This window comes from Methylobacterium sp. B4 (assembly GCF_003201865.1).
In the GTDB taxonomy this organism is placed as follows: Bacteria; Pseudomonadota; Alphaproteobacteria; order Rhizobiales; family Beijerinckiaceae; genus Methylobacterium.
In genome coordinates, this window is the sequence record NZ_QJJJ01000008.1 from 100,787 (window position 1) to 115,449 (window position 14,663).

Sequence of the window (14,663 nt, forward strand, 5' to 3'; positions counted from 1 at the left end):
CGGATGGTGCGGGGAGGGGATTGCCGTCAACCGCCTTGACGCGCCGGGATTCGGCGCTTTGGGGGTTGAACAGGGCCGGGGCGACGAGAGGGGCGGGGCGACGCGAAAACCGCGCGCCTTCGGCACGAGCAGCGGCAACCGATGCTGTGCGTCCTCCCATCCTGATCCGGCCTCGCGAAGATGGTGGGCCGGTGAAAGCGGCCCGTGCAGATTTCATGGGCGCGGCGCCCCCGTACGATCGGAAGGCCGCGAATGCCGTGACACCCGCCCGGATGCCGGGAGGCGCCGACTGACGCTGCCAATTCGAGCGAGGTGGGCGCCGACATGCCCCGGGCGCGCCCGAGGGCCGCCGAAGCGCCAACTCGGGAATGGGGTCGATATCATTACAGAGTGTCGCGGGAGAATTGCAAGGGTTCCCTGTGAAAGCCCTCGACACTTCGTCACGTCCGCCGGGCCCGCACGCTCCGCATCGGGCGGCTGAACCGGAGGGCGTGCCGCGAGCTTGAAGGAGAGGAAACCGCCGGAACGGCCCGGTCGGCAGGGGAGGGCTTCGCGATGTCGTTTCCCGAAACATCGCTCGCATCGGTCGCGACGGAAGGGCGCCAAGCCCGCTACCGCGGCGATCCGGCGACCGCCAACCCTTACCCCGAAGGCTCCGAGGACCATGCCGTCTGGAAGCGGGCCTGGGAGACGCCCGAACGCGAGGCGCCCGACGGCCGCGTCTGACGCGCCGGCCGAGCGGACATCCCAGAAGCGGCCGCGGACGGTGTCACCCCCGCACAACAGCGGGACCAGGACCGGCGGGCGCGCGGTGAGGAACGGTTAACCATCCCGCTCGTATCCCGTATCGGAGGCTCCCGGAAACTCGGCCGACCGATGCAGCCACGCGCCCGCCTGCTCCGTACCGGATACGTCGCCCTCGTTCTCGCGGGTGGCGCGATGCTGCCCGCGGCCCCCGCGCCGGCCCAGGACGGGGCCGCGGTGGCGATCGCCGCCGAGGTCGCGGCGCGGGACGGCACGACGCGGCTCACTCTCACCCTGTCCAAGGCGGTCGAAGCCCGCGCCTTCCTGATGGAGCGGCCCGACCGGGCGGTGATCGACCTGCCCGAGGTCAATTTCCAGATCCCTCAGGAGATGGGCCGCGAGTCCGGGCGCAAGCGCGAGACGGCGCGGGGGGAGTTGATCGCCTCGTTCCGCTACGGGCTGTTCGCGCCGGGCCGCTCGCGCATCGTGGTCGATCTCGCCGGCCCCGCCGTGGTCGGCGCCATCGAGACGACGACGACCCGCGAGGGCGCGGTGCTGCTCTCCATCCCCTTCCGCAAGGTCGATCGCGACACCTTCCGCAAGGCGGCGGTGGCGGGTGATCCGAGCCCTTCGACGGCCAAGGCGGCGCCCGCCCGCGAGAGCGCCGACACGCGCCCGCTCATCGTCATCGATGCCGGGCACGGGGGCACCGATCCGGGGGCGATCGCCGCCACGGGGGTGTTCGAGAAGGACATCGTGTTCGGCTTCGCCCAGTCCTTCGCCGAGCGCCTGGAGCAGACCGGCCGCTACCGCCTGCTGCTGACCCGCGACCGGGACGTGTTCGTGCCGCTGGCCGAGCGCGTGCGCATCGCCCGCGACGCCAAGGCCGACCTGTTCGTCTCGATCCACGCCGACTCGATCTCCGCCGCGCCGCAGGTGAAGGGCGCCACGATCTACACGGGCTCCGAGAAGGCGACCGACGGCGAATCGGCCCGGCTGGCCGAGCGCGAGAACCGGGCCGACGCCGCCGCCGGCACGGATTCGGGCGAGGCCCCGGCGGATGTGGCCGACATCCTCCAGGAACTTACCTTGCGCGAGACCCGCGGCTTCTCGACGGGCTTCGCGGGCCGCCTGATGGGCCAGCTCTCGCCGGTGATGGAGATGAGTGCCAAGCCTCACCGCGAGGCGGGCTTCAAGGTGCTGCGCTCCCCCGACGTGCCCTCCGTGCTGATCGAACTCGGCTACCTGTCGAGCAAGAGCGATCTGGAGAAGCTGCAATCGGAGGAATGGCGCATGCGGGTGACCGGATCGATGGCCAAGGCCGTGGACCTGTTCTTCTCCGGCCGCGCCACCCTCTCCCGCCCCGCGCCGGTCCCGCCGCGCAAGGCCGCGGCCATCGCCCCAGTTTCACCATAGAGCCGGTGTCGATACGGGGCTCGACGAGCCCCCCGTCCGCTTGAACGAAAAGCGCGGCCGCGCGGGGCCTCACCGGAGCCCTCGGCAAGCCCTCGCCGCGGTGGCTTCTTGCCGATAAGGCTCCCTGCCGAGCCCATCGGTGCGCAGCGGACGAGCGACGGAACGGACCCCGGATGCGTTTCATCCTGCGATTCTTCGCCTTCCTGTTCTCGGCCGGTGCGGTGGTGTTCTGCATCGCCGCCGCGGTCGGCGCGTTCTTCTACTGGAAGTACAGCCAGGACCTGCCGGACCACGCCGCGCTCGCCAATTACGAGCCGCCGGTGATGACCCGCGTCCACGCCTCCGACGGCTCGCTGCTGGCCGAGTACGCCCACGAGCGGCGCCTCTACCTGCCGATCCAGGCGATGCCCAAGATCGTGGTCGCCGCCTTCCTCTCGGCGGAGGACAAGAACTTCTACAAGCACGGCGGCATCGATCCCGAAGGCATCGTGCGCGCGATCCTCACCAACGCCCAGTCCGGCAAGAAGCAGGGCGCCTCGACGATCACGCAGCAGGTCGCCAAGAACTTCCTGCTCTCCAACGAGCAGACCTACGACCGCAAGATCAAGGAGGCGCTGATCGCCCTGCGGATCGAGGCGGCCTATTCGAAGGACAAGATCCTCGAACTCTACCTCAACGAGATTTTTCTGGGCACCATCGTCCCGGGGCGCAACCTGCACGGGGTCGCCGCGGCGGCGTTGGATTACTTCGGCAAATCGGTCCACGAGTTGACCATCAACGAGGCGGCCTATCTCGCCGCCCTGCCGAAGGGCCCGAACAACTACCACCCCTACCGCAAGACCCAGGCGGCGCTCTCGCGGCGCAACGAGATCATCGGCCTGATGGCCCAGAACGGCTACATCACCGCCGAGGAGGGCACGGAGGCCAAGAAGCTGCCGCTCGGCGTCAACCCGCGCGTCGCCTTCCCGAACGCGGCCAACGCCAACTACTTCACGGAAGAGGTCCGCCGCGAGATCTCCGAGCGCTACGGCCAGACCAAGCTCTACGAGGGCGGCCTCTCCGTGCGCGCCACCCTCGATCCGAAGATGCAGGCCTGGGCCCGCAAGTCCCTCATCGACGGGCTCGTGCGCTACGATCAGGCCCGCGGCTGGCGCGGGGCCGAGCACAAGGTCGATCTCACCGGCCGCGACTGGGGCCTCGCCGTCTCCGAGATGCCGGCGCTGGGCGATATCGCCCCCTGGCGGCTCGCGGTGGTGCTGAACACCAATGGCGGCGTGGCGCAGATCGGCCTCCAGCCCCGGCGCGAGGCCTCCGGCACCGTCTCGAAGGACCGCGAGACCGGCTCGATCACCGCCGAGGGCGTGAAGTGGACCGGCCGCGCCGTCGCCACCGCGGTCAAGCCCGGCGACGTGGTCTATGTCGAGGCGATCGACGCCGGTAAGGGCACCTACCGCCTGCGCCAGAAGCCCGAGGTGTCGGGCGCCATCGTCGCGATGGACCCCTATACGGGCCGCGTCCACGCCATGGTCGGCGGCTTCTCCTACGAGGAATCCGAGTTCAACCGCGCCACGCAGGCGATGCGCCAGCCCGGCTCGTCGTTCAAGCCGATCGTCTACTCGGCGGCGCTCGACAACGGCTACACCCCCTCCTCGGTGGTGCAGGATTCGCCGATCACCATCGAGGCCGGCCCCGGCCAGGAGGCGTGGTCGCCCTCGAACTACGACGGCAAGGCCGGCGGCCCGCACACCCTGCGCTACGGCATCGAGCACTCGAAGAACCTGATGACGGTGCGGCTCGCCAAGGACATCGGCATGCCGCTGATCGCCGAGTATTCCCGCCGCTTCGGCGTCTACGACGACCTGCTCCCCGTGCTGCCGATGTCGCTCGGTGCCGGCGAGACCACGGTGATGCGCATGGTCACCGCCTACTCGATGCTCGCCAACGGGGGCAGGCGCATCCGCCCGACCCTGATCGACCGCATCCAGGACCGGGTCGGCGAGACGATCTACCGGCACGACAACCGCAAATGCGTCGGCTGCGACGCGGAGAAGTGGTCGGGCCAGGACGAGCCCAAGCTCGTGGACGAATCCGAGCAGGTGCTCGACCCGCTGACCGCCTACCAGATGGTCTCGATCATGGAGGGCGTGGTCCAGCGCGGCACCGCGACGATCCTCAAGCAGGTCGGCAAGCCGCTGGCCGGCAAGACCGGCACCACCAACGACGCCAAGGATGCGTGGTTCGTGGGCTTCTCCCCCGATCTCGCGGTCGGCGTCTATCTCGGCTTCGACAAGCCGCGCTCGCTGGGCGACCGGGCGACCGGCGGCGGGCTGGCCGCGCCCATCGCCCTCGACTTCCTGAAGGTCGCACTCAAGGACAAGCCGCCGACGCCCTTCCGCGTGCCGCCGGGGATCAAGCTGATCCGCGTCAACGTCGCGTCCGGCACCCGCGCCGGCTCGGGCGAGGGCGGCGGCACCATCCTGGAGGCGTTCAAGCCCGGCACCGCCCCGCCGGACGCCTACGTCGCCCCGGCCGCCCCCGCGGCTGTGCCGCCGGATGCCGGCGCCGCCGCCCAGGCCGGCGGGGTCTACTGACGGAACCGACCCGACCCATCGAAACGGAGCCGCCCCCACCCGGGCGGCTCTTTTCGTTTCGAGGCCCTGGCTTGGTGGATCGTATCCAACGACACCGATCTTCGGCGGCGGCCGCACCCTGAAGAAGGGCGTTTTCTTTCAGACTGAAAAAACGCCCGATCATTCCTTTGACGAAGGATCTTTTCGCGGCGATGATTTGAAACGCCAAGGCGACATCGCAGCAAGACTGAGAATGATCGCCGATTGCTTCAGATCACCTTCCTCGAAGACGAGCGACGCGCCGCCATGCCTGTCCGGACCGAACCTGCCTCGCCCGAGCCGATCCGCTTCGCCTACTGGGTGCCCAACGTCTCGGGCGGCCTCGTCATCAGCAAGATCGAGCAGCGCACGAGCTGGGACGCGGATTATAACCGCAAGCTCGCACAGATCGCCGAGGCGGCGGGCTTCGACTACGCGCTGACCCAGATCCGCTTCACCGCCGGCTACGGCGCCGAGTACCAGCATGAATCGGTCGCCTTCAGCCACGCGCTGGCCGCCGCCACGACCCGGCTGACGGTGATCGCCGCGATCCTGCCCGGCCCCTGGAACCCGACGCTCGCGGCCAAGCAGATCGCCACGATCTCCGGGCTCACGGAGGGGCGGATCGCGGTCAACATCGTCTCGGGCTGGTTCTCCGGCGAGTTCAGGGCGATCGGCGAGCCCTGGCTCGACCACGACGAGCGCTACCGCCGCTCGGAGGAGTTCATCCGGTCCTTGCGCGGAATCTGGACGCAGGACGCCTTCAGCTTCCGCGGCGATTTCTACCGCTACACGAACTACACCCTGAAGCCGAAGCCGGGGCCCAACCTGCCGGAGATCTTCCAGGGCGGCTCCTCGCGCGCCGCCCGCGACATGGCCGCCCGCGTCTCCGATTGGTACTTCACCAACGGCAACACGCCCGACGGCGTGCGGACGCAGGTCGAGGATCTGCGCGCCAAGGCGCAGGCGAACGGCCATTCCGTGAAGGTCGGCGTCAACGCCTTCGTCATCGCCCGCGAGACGGAGGAGGAGGCCCGCGCCGTCCTTCAGGAGATCATCGAGAACGCCGATCCGGACGCGGTGAAGGCCTTCGGCCACGAGGTGAAGAACGCCGGCAAGGCTTCGCCCGAAGGCGAGGGCAACTGGGCAAAGTCCAGCTTCGAGGATCTCGTGCAGTACAATGACGGCTTCAAGACGGGGCTGATCGGCACGCCGGACCAGATCGCCGAGCGCATCCTCGCCCTCAAGGATGCCGGCGCGGATCTCGCGCTGCTCGCCTTCCTGCACTTCCAGGAGGAGGTGCAGTCTTTCGGCGAGCAGGTGATCCCGCGGGTGCGCGCGCTGGAGGCTGCCCGCGAGCGCCGGGCCGAGGCGGCCTGACCTTCACGCCCGCCCCACCCGCATCCTCATCCTGAGGTGCGGCGCAGCAGCCTCGAAGGATCCTCCGGATCCCGCGCGATCCCTGGAGGATCCTTCGAGGGCGCCGCTTCGCGCCGCCGCCTCGGGATGAGGGGGAAGGGTGGGATCGATTCCTTCCGATCCCCTTCCTTCGGAGACCGCCCATGACCATCGCCGTCATTCCCACCACGGCCGAGGCTGGCAGCCGGCCGCAGGGCGTGCCGGGGCCTGCGCGCCCCGCGACCCCGGCCCACGTCGTCCGCGACGACGCCGAGGCGATCCGCATCGCCCACGAACTGGCAGAGGAATTCCGCCAGGGCGCGTCCGAGCGCGACCGCACCAACGCCCGCCCGCTCGCCGAACTCGACGCCTTCTCCCAGAGCGGCCTCTGGTCGATCAACGTGCCGCGGGCCCATGGCGGGCCGGAGGTCTCCTACAGGACGCTGGCGCAGGTGATCGCGATCATCGCCGCGGCCGATCCCTCCATCGCGCAGATCGCGCAGAACCATCTCGGCATCGTCGCGGCGATCCGCACCGTCTCGGACCCCGAGCAGCAGGCGCTTCTGTTCGGGCAAGTCCTGAAGGGCACCCGCTTCGGCAACGCCTTCTCGGAGCGCGGCACCCGGCGCGCCGCCGAGTTCGAGACCCGCTTCACCGATCACGGCGACCACGTCATCGTGCGGGGGCAGAAGTTCTATTCCTCGGGCGCGCTCCTCGCCCATCTCGTGCCGGTCGTCGCCCTCGATGAGCAGGGCCGCGCCTGGTACGCCATCGCCGGGCGCGACGCGGCCGGGCTCACCGTGATCGACGACTGGTCGGCCTTCGGGCAGCGGGGCACGGCGAGCGGCACCGTCCTCATCGAGGACGTGCGGGTCGAAAAGAGCCATCTCGTGCCGGGCTACCGCGCCTACGAGGCGCCGCGGGCGGACGCCGCCATCTTCCAGATCATCCAGGCCGCCGTCGATGCCGGGATCGGCCGCGAGGCGCTGGCCGACACCATCGACTTCGTGCGCGAGAAGGCCCGCCCCTGGATCGACAGCGGGCAGGCGCGCGCCTCCGACGACCCCTACACCATCCGCGCCATCGGCGACCTGACGATCCGCCAGCACGCGGCGGAAGCGCTGCTCGACCGGGCGGGGCTGGCCATCGACGCGGCGGTGGCGAACCCGACGGCCGAGAGCGTGGCCGCGGCCCAGATCGCGGTCGCCGAGGCCAAGGTGCTGACCACCGAGACCGCGCTGGCGGCCGCCAACACCCTGTTCGAACTCTCCGGCACCCGCTCGACGCTGGCCGAGCACAACCTCGACCGCCACTGGCGCAACGCCCGGACCCACACCCTTCACGACCCCGTGCGCTGGAAATACGCGATCATCGGCAACCACGCCCTCAACGGGGTGAACCCGCCGCTCCACGCCTGGAGCTGAGACATCCTCTCCGTCCTTGCGAGGCGAAGCCGAAGCAATCCAGCGGCAGGACGGAAAGCGGCAGTGCGGCGCGGCCCGCACGCGCCGGCAACCTTGCCCGGACGGTGGGGAAGGCTCGGCGCCTCACGCGCAAGCATCTTCCCCCAAAGCTGCCATCACCGCTCCAAAGATCCGGTCCGGCCGGAAGGGCGTGGCGGTGAGCCGGGCGCCGGTGGCGTCGCGGATGGCGTTGGCCAACGCGGCGGCGACCGGGTTGAAGGGGGCCTCGCTCATCGACTTGGCGCCGAGCGGCCCGACCTGATCGTGGGTGTCGGCGAACAGCACCTCGGTCTCCGGCACGTCGGCGCAGGCCGGGATGGGGTAGCCGCGCAAGGATTGCGTGACCACGCGGCCGTCGCCATCCACGATCACCTCCTCGTGGAGCGCGGCGCCGAGCGCCTGGGCGACGCCGCCCTCGATCTGGCCGCGGCACTGCATCGGGTTGATCACGGTGCCCGCATCCGCCGCGTGGACGCTTCTGAGGATGCGGATCGCGCCGCTGCGTGGATGGACGGCCACGCGAAACGCCTGGACGTTGAAGGAGACCGAGCGCGGGCTGCCCTCGGCCCGGCCCTCCGCGGCGATCGGCCCGAGATCCGCGAGCGGCACCGGCCCGGCGGGGGTCTCGACCCGATCCGCCGCGAGCCGGCAGGCGGCCGGGTCGGCGCCCATCCGCGCGGCGGCCGCGGAGAGGATCGCCTGCGCGAGGGCCTGCGCCGCCCTCAACACGGCCTGACCGCCGACCACCGTGCCGGTGCTGCCGTAGGCGCCGGTATCGTGCGCGACGTGATCCGTGTCGGCACCGACGATCCGCACCCGCTCCGGCGCGGCGCCGAGCGCGCTCGCGGCGATCTGGCGGTGGACCGTCGCGGTGCCGTTGCCGAACTCCGCGGTGCCGACGCGCCCGGTGTAGGTGCCGTCGGGCTCCAGGAGAAGGCGGGCGTCGGAGACGTGGCCACGGGGCGGGATCGTGTCGATCATCGCCATGGCCATGCCGGTGCCGACCCGCCAGTCCGGCCCCGGCGGGGCTTGCCCCGCATCGGCCTTCATCGCCGCCTCCACGCCATCGAGGCACTGGTCGAGGCCGTAGGAACCGATCGCGACGTCGTGCGGCTCCAGGCTGTTGGAGACCATCGGCTCGCCCGGCCGGATCGCGTTGCGGCGGCGCAGTTCGTACGGGTCGAGGCCTACCATCCGCCCCAGTTCGTCGAGGGCGGATTCCATGGCGAAAACGGTCTGGCTCAGGCCGTAGCCGCGAAACGCCCCGGCCGGCAGGGTGTGGGTGTAGACGGCGTAGCCGTCGACCCGCTTGTTCGGGCAGGTATAGGCGGCCAGCACCTCGTTGCAGCCGTGATGGATCACCCCGCCGGCATGGTTGCCGTAGGCGCCGGTGTTCGAGAGCACGTCCAGCGCCATCGCCGTCAGCCGCCCGTCGCGGGTGGCGCCGAGCCGCACCCGGACCCGCATGGGATGGCGGGTGGTGGTGCCGATGAACTGCTCCTGGCGGGTCAGCTCCCACTTCACCGGGCGGCCGAGCCGCAGCACGGCCAGCGCCACGAGATCCTCGGTCAGCATCTCCTGCTTACCGCCGAAGCCGCCGCCGACCCGGCCGCAGGAGACCCGCACCCAGTCGCGGGGCAGATCGAACAGGGTGCAGAGCGCGTCGCGGGTCAGGAAGGGTACCTGCGTGGAGCTGCGTACGCTCAGGCGCCCGTCCGCGTCGATCTGGCCGAGGCAGCCATGGGTCTCCAGATGGACGTGCTGCACCCGTTGCGAATGGTACACGCCCTCGTAGACGTGGTCGGCCTGCGCGAGGCCTGCGGCCACGTCGCCGACCTCGCCGTGGACCTCCGCGGCGAGGTTCGGATGGACGTGGAGCGGGGGTGCGTCCGCGCCGGGCCGGTCGGCGCTGTCATGGACGAGGGGCGCGCCCGGGCCGAGCGCCAGATCCGGGTCGGTGACGGCGGGCCGAACCGCGTAGGTGACGGCGAGCGCGGCGCAGCCGGCTTCCGCCGCCGCCTCGCTCTCGGCCACCACCGCCGCCACCCGCTGGCCGACGAAACGGACGACGGAATCGAGGATCAGCGTGTCGGCGGCGTCGTCCCGCGGGTCCTCGTGGCGGCCGGTGGAGAAGCGGCGGCCCGGCACGTCGGCATGGGTGAACACCGCCACCACGCCGGGCAGGGCGAGCGCCGCCGCCCGGTCGATGGCGACGATGCGCGCATGCGGGTGGGGCGAGCGCAGCACCTTGAGGTGGAGCAGGCCCTCCACCGCCGTGTCGAAGGTGAAGCGGGCGCGCCCGCTCACGGTCTCGGCGGCGGCCGGTGCCGGCAGGTTGCGGCCGACCGGATCGCCCTCGGCCCCCGCATCGACATGGGTGACCCCGGCCACCGCGTCGCGGATCGCCCGGTAGCCGGTGCAGCGGCAGAGATTGCCTTTCAGCGCCGTCCCGAGATCCCGCCGCCGGCTCGGGTCGAGGGCGGCCGCGGTCATGATCATGCCGGGTGTGCAGAAGCCGCACTGGAAGCCCTGCGCGGCAAGGAACGCCGCCTGCATCGGATGGAATTGCGCCGGCACGCCCTCTCCGGGCGCGCAGGGGCCGGACAGACCCTCGATGGTGGTGACGCTGCGCCCCTCCGCCCGGAAGGCGGGCATGAGGCAGGAATGGATCGGTTCGCCGTCGAGATAGACGGTGCAGGCGCCGCAATCGCCCGCATCGCAGCCCTTCTTGACCCCGAACCAGCCGAGATCGCGCAACAGCGTGCGCAGGCACTGGCCCGGCCGGGCCGCCGCCTCCTGGGTCAGGCCGTTGACGGTGAGCCTCACGGAGTGCTCTCCCCGGCGAGTTCGCCGCGGATCGCGCGGGAGAGCTCCCGCGTCATGTGGCGGCGCCAGGCCGGCGCGCCGTGCACGTCGTCGTAGATCGCGTCCTCGGGGATGTGGTCGTCGAGGGCGGCGCGCAGCGCGCCGTCGTCCGGCAGGGCCGGAAAGGCGATCCGCAGCGGTCGGCGGACGGAGGCCGTGACGGTCAGCGCGAAGGCGCCGCCCGCGTCGAGCGTGCCGATGACGAGCGCGCCCGAGCGCCCGCCCGGCGTGAGCGACACCCGCCGGAATGCCGCGCGGCGGGTCAGGGCCTGTACGGGGAGAGTGATACTTCGAAGAACCTCGCCCGGGCGCAGGGCCGTCTCCTGCGGTCCCTCCACGAAGTCGAGGACGCCGAGGCGCCGCTCGCCGCCCTCGGGCGTCCAGAGGGTGCAGACCCCATCCAGGGCGGCGGTGAGCGCGATCATCGGCCCGGCGGGCAGCGCGAGGCAGAGGTTGCCGCCGACGGTGGCGACGTTGCCGATCTTGAACGAGCCGAGCAGGGCCCGGCAGCACGGGCCGATCAGTCCCGTCGCGCTCCAGGCGGCGGGCGGCTCGAAGCGATCGAGCCCGGCGAGGGTGCAGGTGGCGGCGATCGTGAGGCCGTCCTCCGTCGCCGTCAGCGGCGGCCAGCCGAGGCCGGCGAGGTCGATCAGCCGATTCAGGGCGGGTTGCGGCTCGGAGAACAGCCAGGTGCCGCCGCCGAGCCACGCATCGCCCGGCCGCCAGGAGGGCAGTTCGGCGCGCGCGCCGGGCCGGAGGACCGCATCGACCGTGTTGAGATCCATCGCCCTTCCGCCGGCGCCCCTCGTCCCGAGGTCTCAGCAAGGAGCCTGCCAGCGGGGCCGGGGGTGGGCAAGGGTGGCACTGATCCCCTTTGATGCAATCGCCACCAACCCGATCATCGCCGACACAATCCGTGTGACAGGCGCCGAATACCGCCACGCCGCCCATGCCTTGCTGCCGACAATTCTGGACATTATGTCCAAGATCTATCATGTCGAAGGTGGGAGCTTACGATGAAGACGTGGCAGGCCGCCGAGGCAAAGCAGAATTTCGCCAAGCTCGTCGAGGCGGCCTCGTCCGAGCCGCAGGCCGTCATGCGTCACTCGGAATGCGTCGGCATCGTGCTCTCGCCGGAGCATTATCGGGCGTTGAAGGCGCAGGCCGACGCGCAATTCGCGCGTTTCCTGCTGTCATCGCCTCTGAGCGAGGACGATTTCGATTCCGGCCTGGGTATGAGCCTGTCGTCCGGTGGCTGAGCCGCCGAGGGGCTATCTCATCGACACGAACGTCCTCTCCAGGAAGTCTTCGGACGAGAAGGCGCCCGAGGTCCGCTGGCTGATGGAGAATGCCGCGCTCATTCGTATCAGTGCAGTGACCATCGCGGAGATGCGGCGTGGGCTGATCCTGAAAAAGCGGAAGCTCGAGGCCACGCGAGACATACGGGTCAGAAGGCGAGACGAGCCGATTCTCGCCGCCAAGATGGCTTGGTACGAGACGCTCCGCGGACGGTACGCCGACCGCATCGTGGCCATCGACGCGGATGTCGCGGAAAAGTGGGCGGACGTCTCGGTCGACTTTCCCTCGCTGCGGGACGGCGACAAGGCGATCCTGGCGACCGCCCTCGTCCATGGGTTCGGGGTGGCGACGCGCAACCTCGGGGACTTCAGGGCTTCCGGGGTTGCGTTGGTCGATCCGTTCGATCCGGCGACGTGGGAGGAGGGGGCCGACGAACAGTCGTCCCCGTGACGGAGCGACCAGAGCGGCGAATTCCGGTCAGGTCTGGGCCGGAAAACGGGACATGGACGAGGACTTCGTTCCGGCCGGGACCGGGCAAGGGAAGGTTCGGCGAAACCGATCGCTCCGCGGTGGACACCCGGACCGCGATCCGCAATCCGGGTGCCTCCATTCGGGAAGACCTCAGGTCCGGCGCTGGGCCGCGCCCTCCCGCTCGGTCCAGCCGTCGAGCACCTTGTCGAGGGTGAGCGGGTAGTCGCGGATGCGCAGGCCCGTGGCGTTGTAGACGGCGTTCGCCAGAGCCGCCCCGGCGCCGCAGATGCTGACCTCGCCCAAGCCCTTGCTCTTGAGCGGGTTCGCCTTGTCGTCGAGTTCGGGCAGGAACACCGCGTCGATGGCCGGCACGTCGGCATGGGCCGGCACATGGTACTCGGCCAGATCGTGGTTCACGAAGTAGCCGTAGCGGGTATCGGTCTCGGCGGCCTCCATCAGCGCCGCGCCGATGCCGAAGATCATGCCGCCGAGTGCTTGCGAGCGGGCGGTCTTCTGATTGAGGATGCGCCCGCCGGTGAACACGCCGAGCATCCGCCGCAACCGGATCTCGCCGGTGTCGATATCCACGCCGACCTCGGCGAAATGCGCGCCGAAGGAGTGCTGCGAGTACTGCTCCTTCATCGCGCCGGGCTTGATCTCGCCCTTGGCCTCGACGCCCTGCGCTCCGGCCAGATCCGTCAGCGCCTCCGAGCGGTTGCCGGAAGTGACGCGCCCTTCCGAGAACACGGCGCCCTCGGGCGTCATGCCGGCCGATTGCAGCAGCGACTGGCGGAGGTTGTCGCAGGCGACGTACAGCGCCGAGCCGGCCGAGCCCGCGCCGAACGAACCGCCGGAGCCGGCGGCCTTCGGATAGGCGGTGTCGCCGATCTCGACGCGGATGCGCTCGATCGGCAAGCCCATCATCTCGCCCGCGATCTGGGCCAGGATGGTGTAGGTGCCGGTGCCGATATCGGTCATCGCCATCCGCACGGTCAGCGTACCGTCGGGGTTGAGCCGCACGCCGGCCTGCGAGGGCATCAGCGGGTTGAGCCGCGAGGCCGCCGCCATGCCCATGCCGACGAGCCATTGCCCGTCCCGCGTCGCGCCGGTCGCCCCGCGCTTGTCCCAGCCGAAGCGCCGGGCGCCCTCCCGCATGCAGGCGACGAGCTGGCGGGTGGAGAAGGGCACCTTCTTCTCCGGGTCCTGCTCCGGCTCGTTGCGGATGCGCAGCTCGATCGGGTCGATCTTCAGCTGCTCGGCCAACTCGTCCATGGCGCATTCGAAGGCGAGCTGGCCGACCGCCTCGCCCGGCGCCCGCATGGCGGAGGCGATCGGCACGTTGAGGTTGGCGAGCCGGTGCCGGGTCAGGCGGTTCTGCGCCGCGTAGAGCGAGCGGGTGACGACGGCCGAGGTCTCGTAGAACACGTCGCCCGGCGCGGTCGCCGACCAGGATTCATGGGCGATCGCGGTCAGCCGGCCGTTCTCGTCGGCGCCCAGGCGAATGCGCTGGATCGTGTCCGTGCGGTGGGTCGCGACGTGGAATTCCTGCTGGCGGGTCAACGCGACCTTGACCGGGCGCTTGAGGCTCTTCGAGGCGAGCGCGGAGAGAATCGCCTCGGGCTGCGGCTGGAGCTTCGAGCCGAAGCCGCCGCCGATATAGTGCGAGACGAGCCGGACGTTCTCGGGCTTGAGCTTCAAGACTGAGGCGAGCGAGGTCTGGCCGCGGTTGAGCATCTGGTTGGCGGTGAACAGCGTGACGCGCTCACCGTCCGGTCCCGCCTCCCAGGAGGCGATGGTGGCGTGCGGCTCCATCTGCGCGTGGATCTGCACCGGCGTGGTGTATTCCACGTCGAGCTTGACCGGAGCGCCGGCGAAGGCGCCGTCGAAGTCGCCGAGCTTGGAATCAGGCGGCGTCTGCGCCGGTTTCGGCTCGACGGCCGTGGGCCGGGCCGCCTTCAGCGAGGCCTCGGGTTTCTCGACGTGGTACTCGGCCTTCACGAGGGCTGCCGCCGCGCGGGCCTGCTCGAAGCTTTGCGCCACCACGAAGGCGATGGGCTGGCCGTGGAAGCGGATCTCGGTGCCCTGCAATTGGGGGTAGACCTGCTCCTTCTTCTCGCCCTGCTCCGGCACGTTCTCGTGGGTCATGACGAGAAGGACGCCCGGCGCGCGCTTGGCCGCGGAGACGTCGAGGCTGCGGATGCGGCCCTTCGCGATGCCGGCCTCGACGAGGAAGCCGTAGGCAGGGTTCTTGAGGTCGCGGGTTTCGTAGGCGTAGGGCGCACGGCCCGTGACCTTGAGGCGCCCGTCGATGCGGTCGATGGGGCGGCCGACGAGCCCCTCCGCCTTGCCGTCGAGGGGCGTCGCGCCGATCGGCTGGTTCATGTCCATAGCGGGATTG

At 70.5% G+C, this 14,663-nt stretch carries 11 protein-coding genes; 8 read left to right on the forward strand and 3 right to left on the reverse strand.

From position 1 onward, the window contains the following. Positions 1 to 555: 555 nt before the first annotated feature. The 5 genes from BY998_RS24360 (at position 556) to BY998_RS12445 (ending at position 7,591) form a co-directional block, all read left to right on the forward strand. Positions 556 to 726 (forward strand): hypothetical protein, encoded by a 171-nt coding sequence (locus tag BY998_RS24360; RefSeq protein WP_181425507.1) that lies wholly within the window; start codon positions 556 to 558, stop codon positions 724 to 726. A 150-nt stretch (positions 727 to 876) separates the two neighbouring features. Then, positions 877 to 2,160, forward strand: coding sequence for an N-acetylmuramoyl-L-alanine amidase (locus tag BY998_RS12430; protein WP_110351930.1), 1,284 nt, complete (start codon positions 877 to 879; stop codon positions 2,158 to 2,160). 173 nt (positions 2,161 to 2,333) lie between these two features. Further along, on the forward strand, positions 2,334 to 4,751 hold the full coding sequence (locus tag BY998_RS12435; protein WP_110351931.1) for a penicillin-binding protein 1A: 2,418 nt from the start codon (positions 2,334 to 2,336) through the stop codon (positions 4,749 to 4,751). Between the two features lie 285 nt (positions 4,752 to 5,036). Beyond that, the gene (sfnG, locus tag BY998_RS12440; protein WP_110352027.1) at positions 5,037 to 6,149 is read left to right on the forward strand and encodes a dimethylsulfone monooxygenase SfnG; all 1,113 of its coding nucleotides are present in this window, start codon (positions 5,037 to 5,039) and stop codon (positions 6,147 to 6,149) included. A gap of 182 nt (positions 6,150 to 6,331) precedes the next feature. After that, positions 6,332 to 7,591: an SfnB family sulfur acquisition oxidoreductase gene (locus BY998_RS12445; RefSeq protein WP_110351932.1), complete on the forward strand. Its 1,260-nt coding sequence runs from the start codon at positions 6,332 to 6,334 to the stop codon at positions 7,589 to 7,591. A gap of 123 nt (positions 7,592 to 7,714) precedes the next feature. Here BY998_RS12445 and BY998_RS12450 read toward each other — a convergent pair whose 3' ends face one another. Next, positions 7,715 to 10,456, reverse strand: a complete 2,742-nt coding sequence (locus BY998_RS12450; protein WP_110351933.1) for a molybdopterin-dependent oxidoreductase — start codon at positions 10,454 to 10,456, stop codon at positions 7,715 to 7,717. Next, entirely contained in the window at positions 10,453 to 11,280 is an 828-nt protein-coding gene (locus BY998_RS12455; RefSeq protein ID WP_110351934.1) for an FAD binding domain-containing protein, read from the reverse strand. Before BY998_RS12455 ends, BY998_RS12450 begins: the two co-directional genes overlap by 4 nt. A gap of 73 nt (positions 11,281 to 11,353) precedes the next feature. Here BY998_RS12455 and BY998_RS24365 point away from each other — a divergent pair, with 73 nt between their 5' ends. From BY998_RS24365 to BY998_RS12465, 3 genes are read left to right on the forward strand one after another with little or no spacing between them, the layout of a single operon-like run. Beyond that, the gene (locus BY998_RS24365; RefSeq protein ID WP_181425508.1) at positions 11,354 to 11,515 is read left to right on the forward strand and encodes a hypothetical protein; all 162 of its coding nucleotides are present in this window, start codon (positions 11,354 to 11,356) and stop codon (positions 11,513 to 11,515) included. Continuing rightward, on the forward strand, positions 11,512 to 11,754 hold the full coding sequence (locus BY998_RS12460) for a type II toxin-antitoxin system Phd/YefM family antitoxin (protein ID WP_110351935.1): 243 nt from the start codon (positions 11,512 to 11,514) through the stop codon (positions 11,752 to 11,754). The genes BY998_RS24365 and BY998_RS12460 overlap by 4 nt, the downstream gene beginning before the upstream one ends. Then, a complete protein-coding gene (locus BY998_RS12465; protein ID WP_110351936.1) occupies positions 11,747 to 12,244 on the forward strand; it encodes a PIN domain-containing protein in 498 nt (165 codons plus the stop codon). Before BY998_RS12460 ends, BY998_RS12465 begins: the two co-directional genes overlap by 8 nt. A 171-nt stretch (positions 12,245 to 12,415) precedes the next feature. On the opposite strand, the gene BY998_RS12470 is transcribed toward BY998_RS12465, so the two are convergent. Next, positions 12,416 to 14,653: a xanthine dehydrogenase family protein molybdopterin-binding subunit gene (locus BY998_RS12470; protein ID WP_110351937.1), complete on the reverse strand. Its 2,238-nt coding sequence runs from the start codon at positions 14,651 to 14,653 to the stop codon at positions 12,416 to 12,418. Between the last annotated feature and the right edge of the window lie 10 nt (positions 14,654 to 14,663).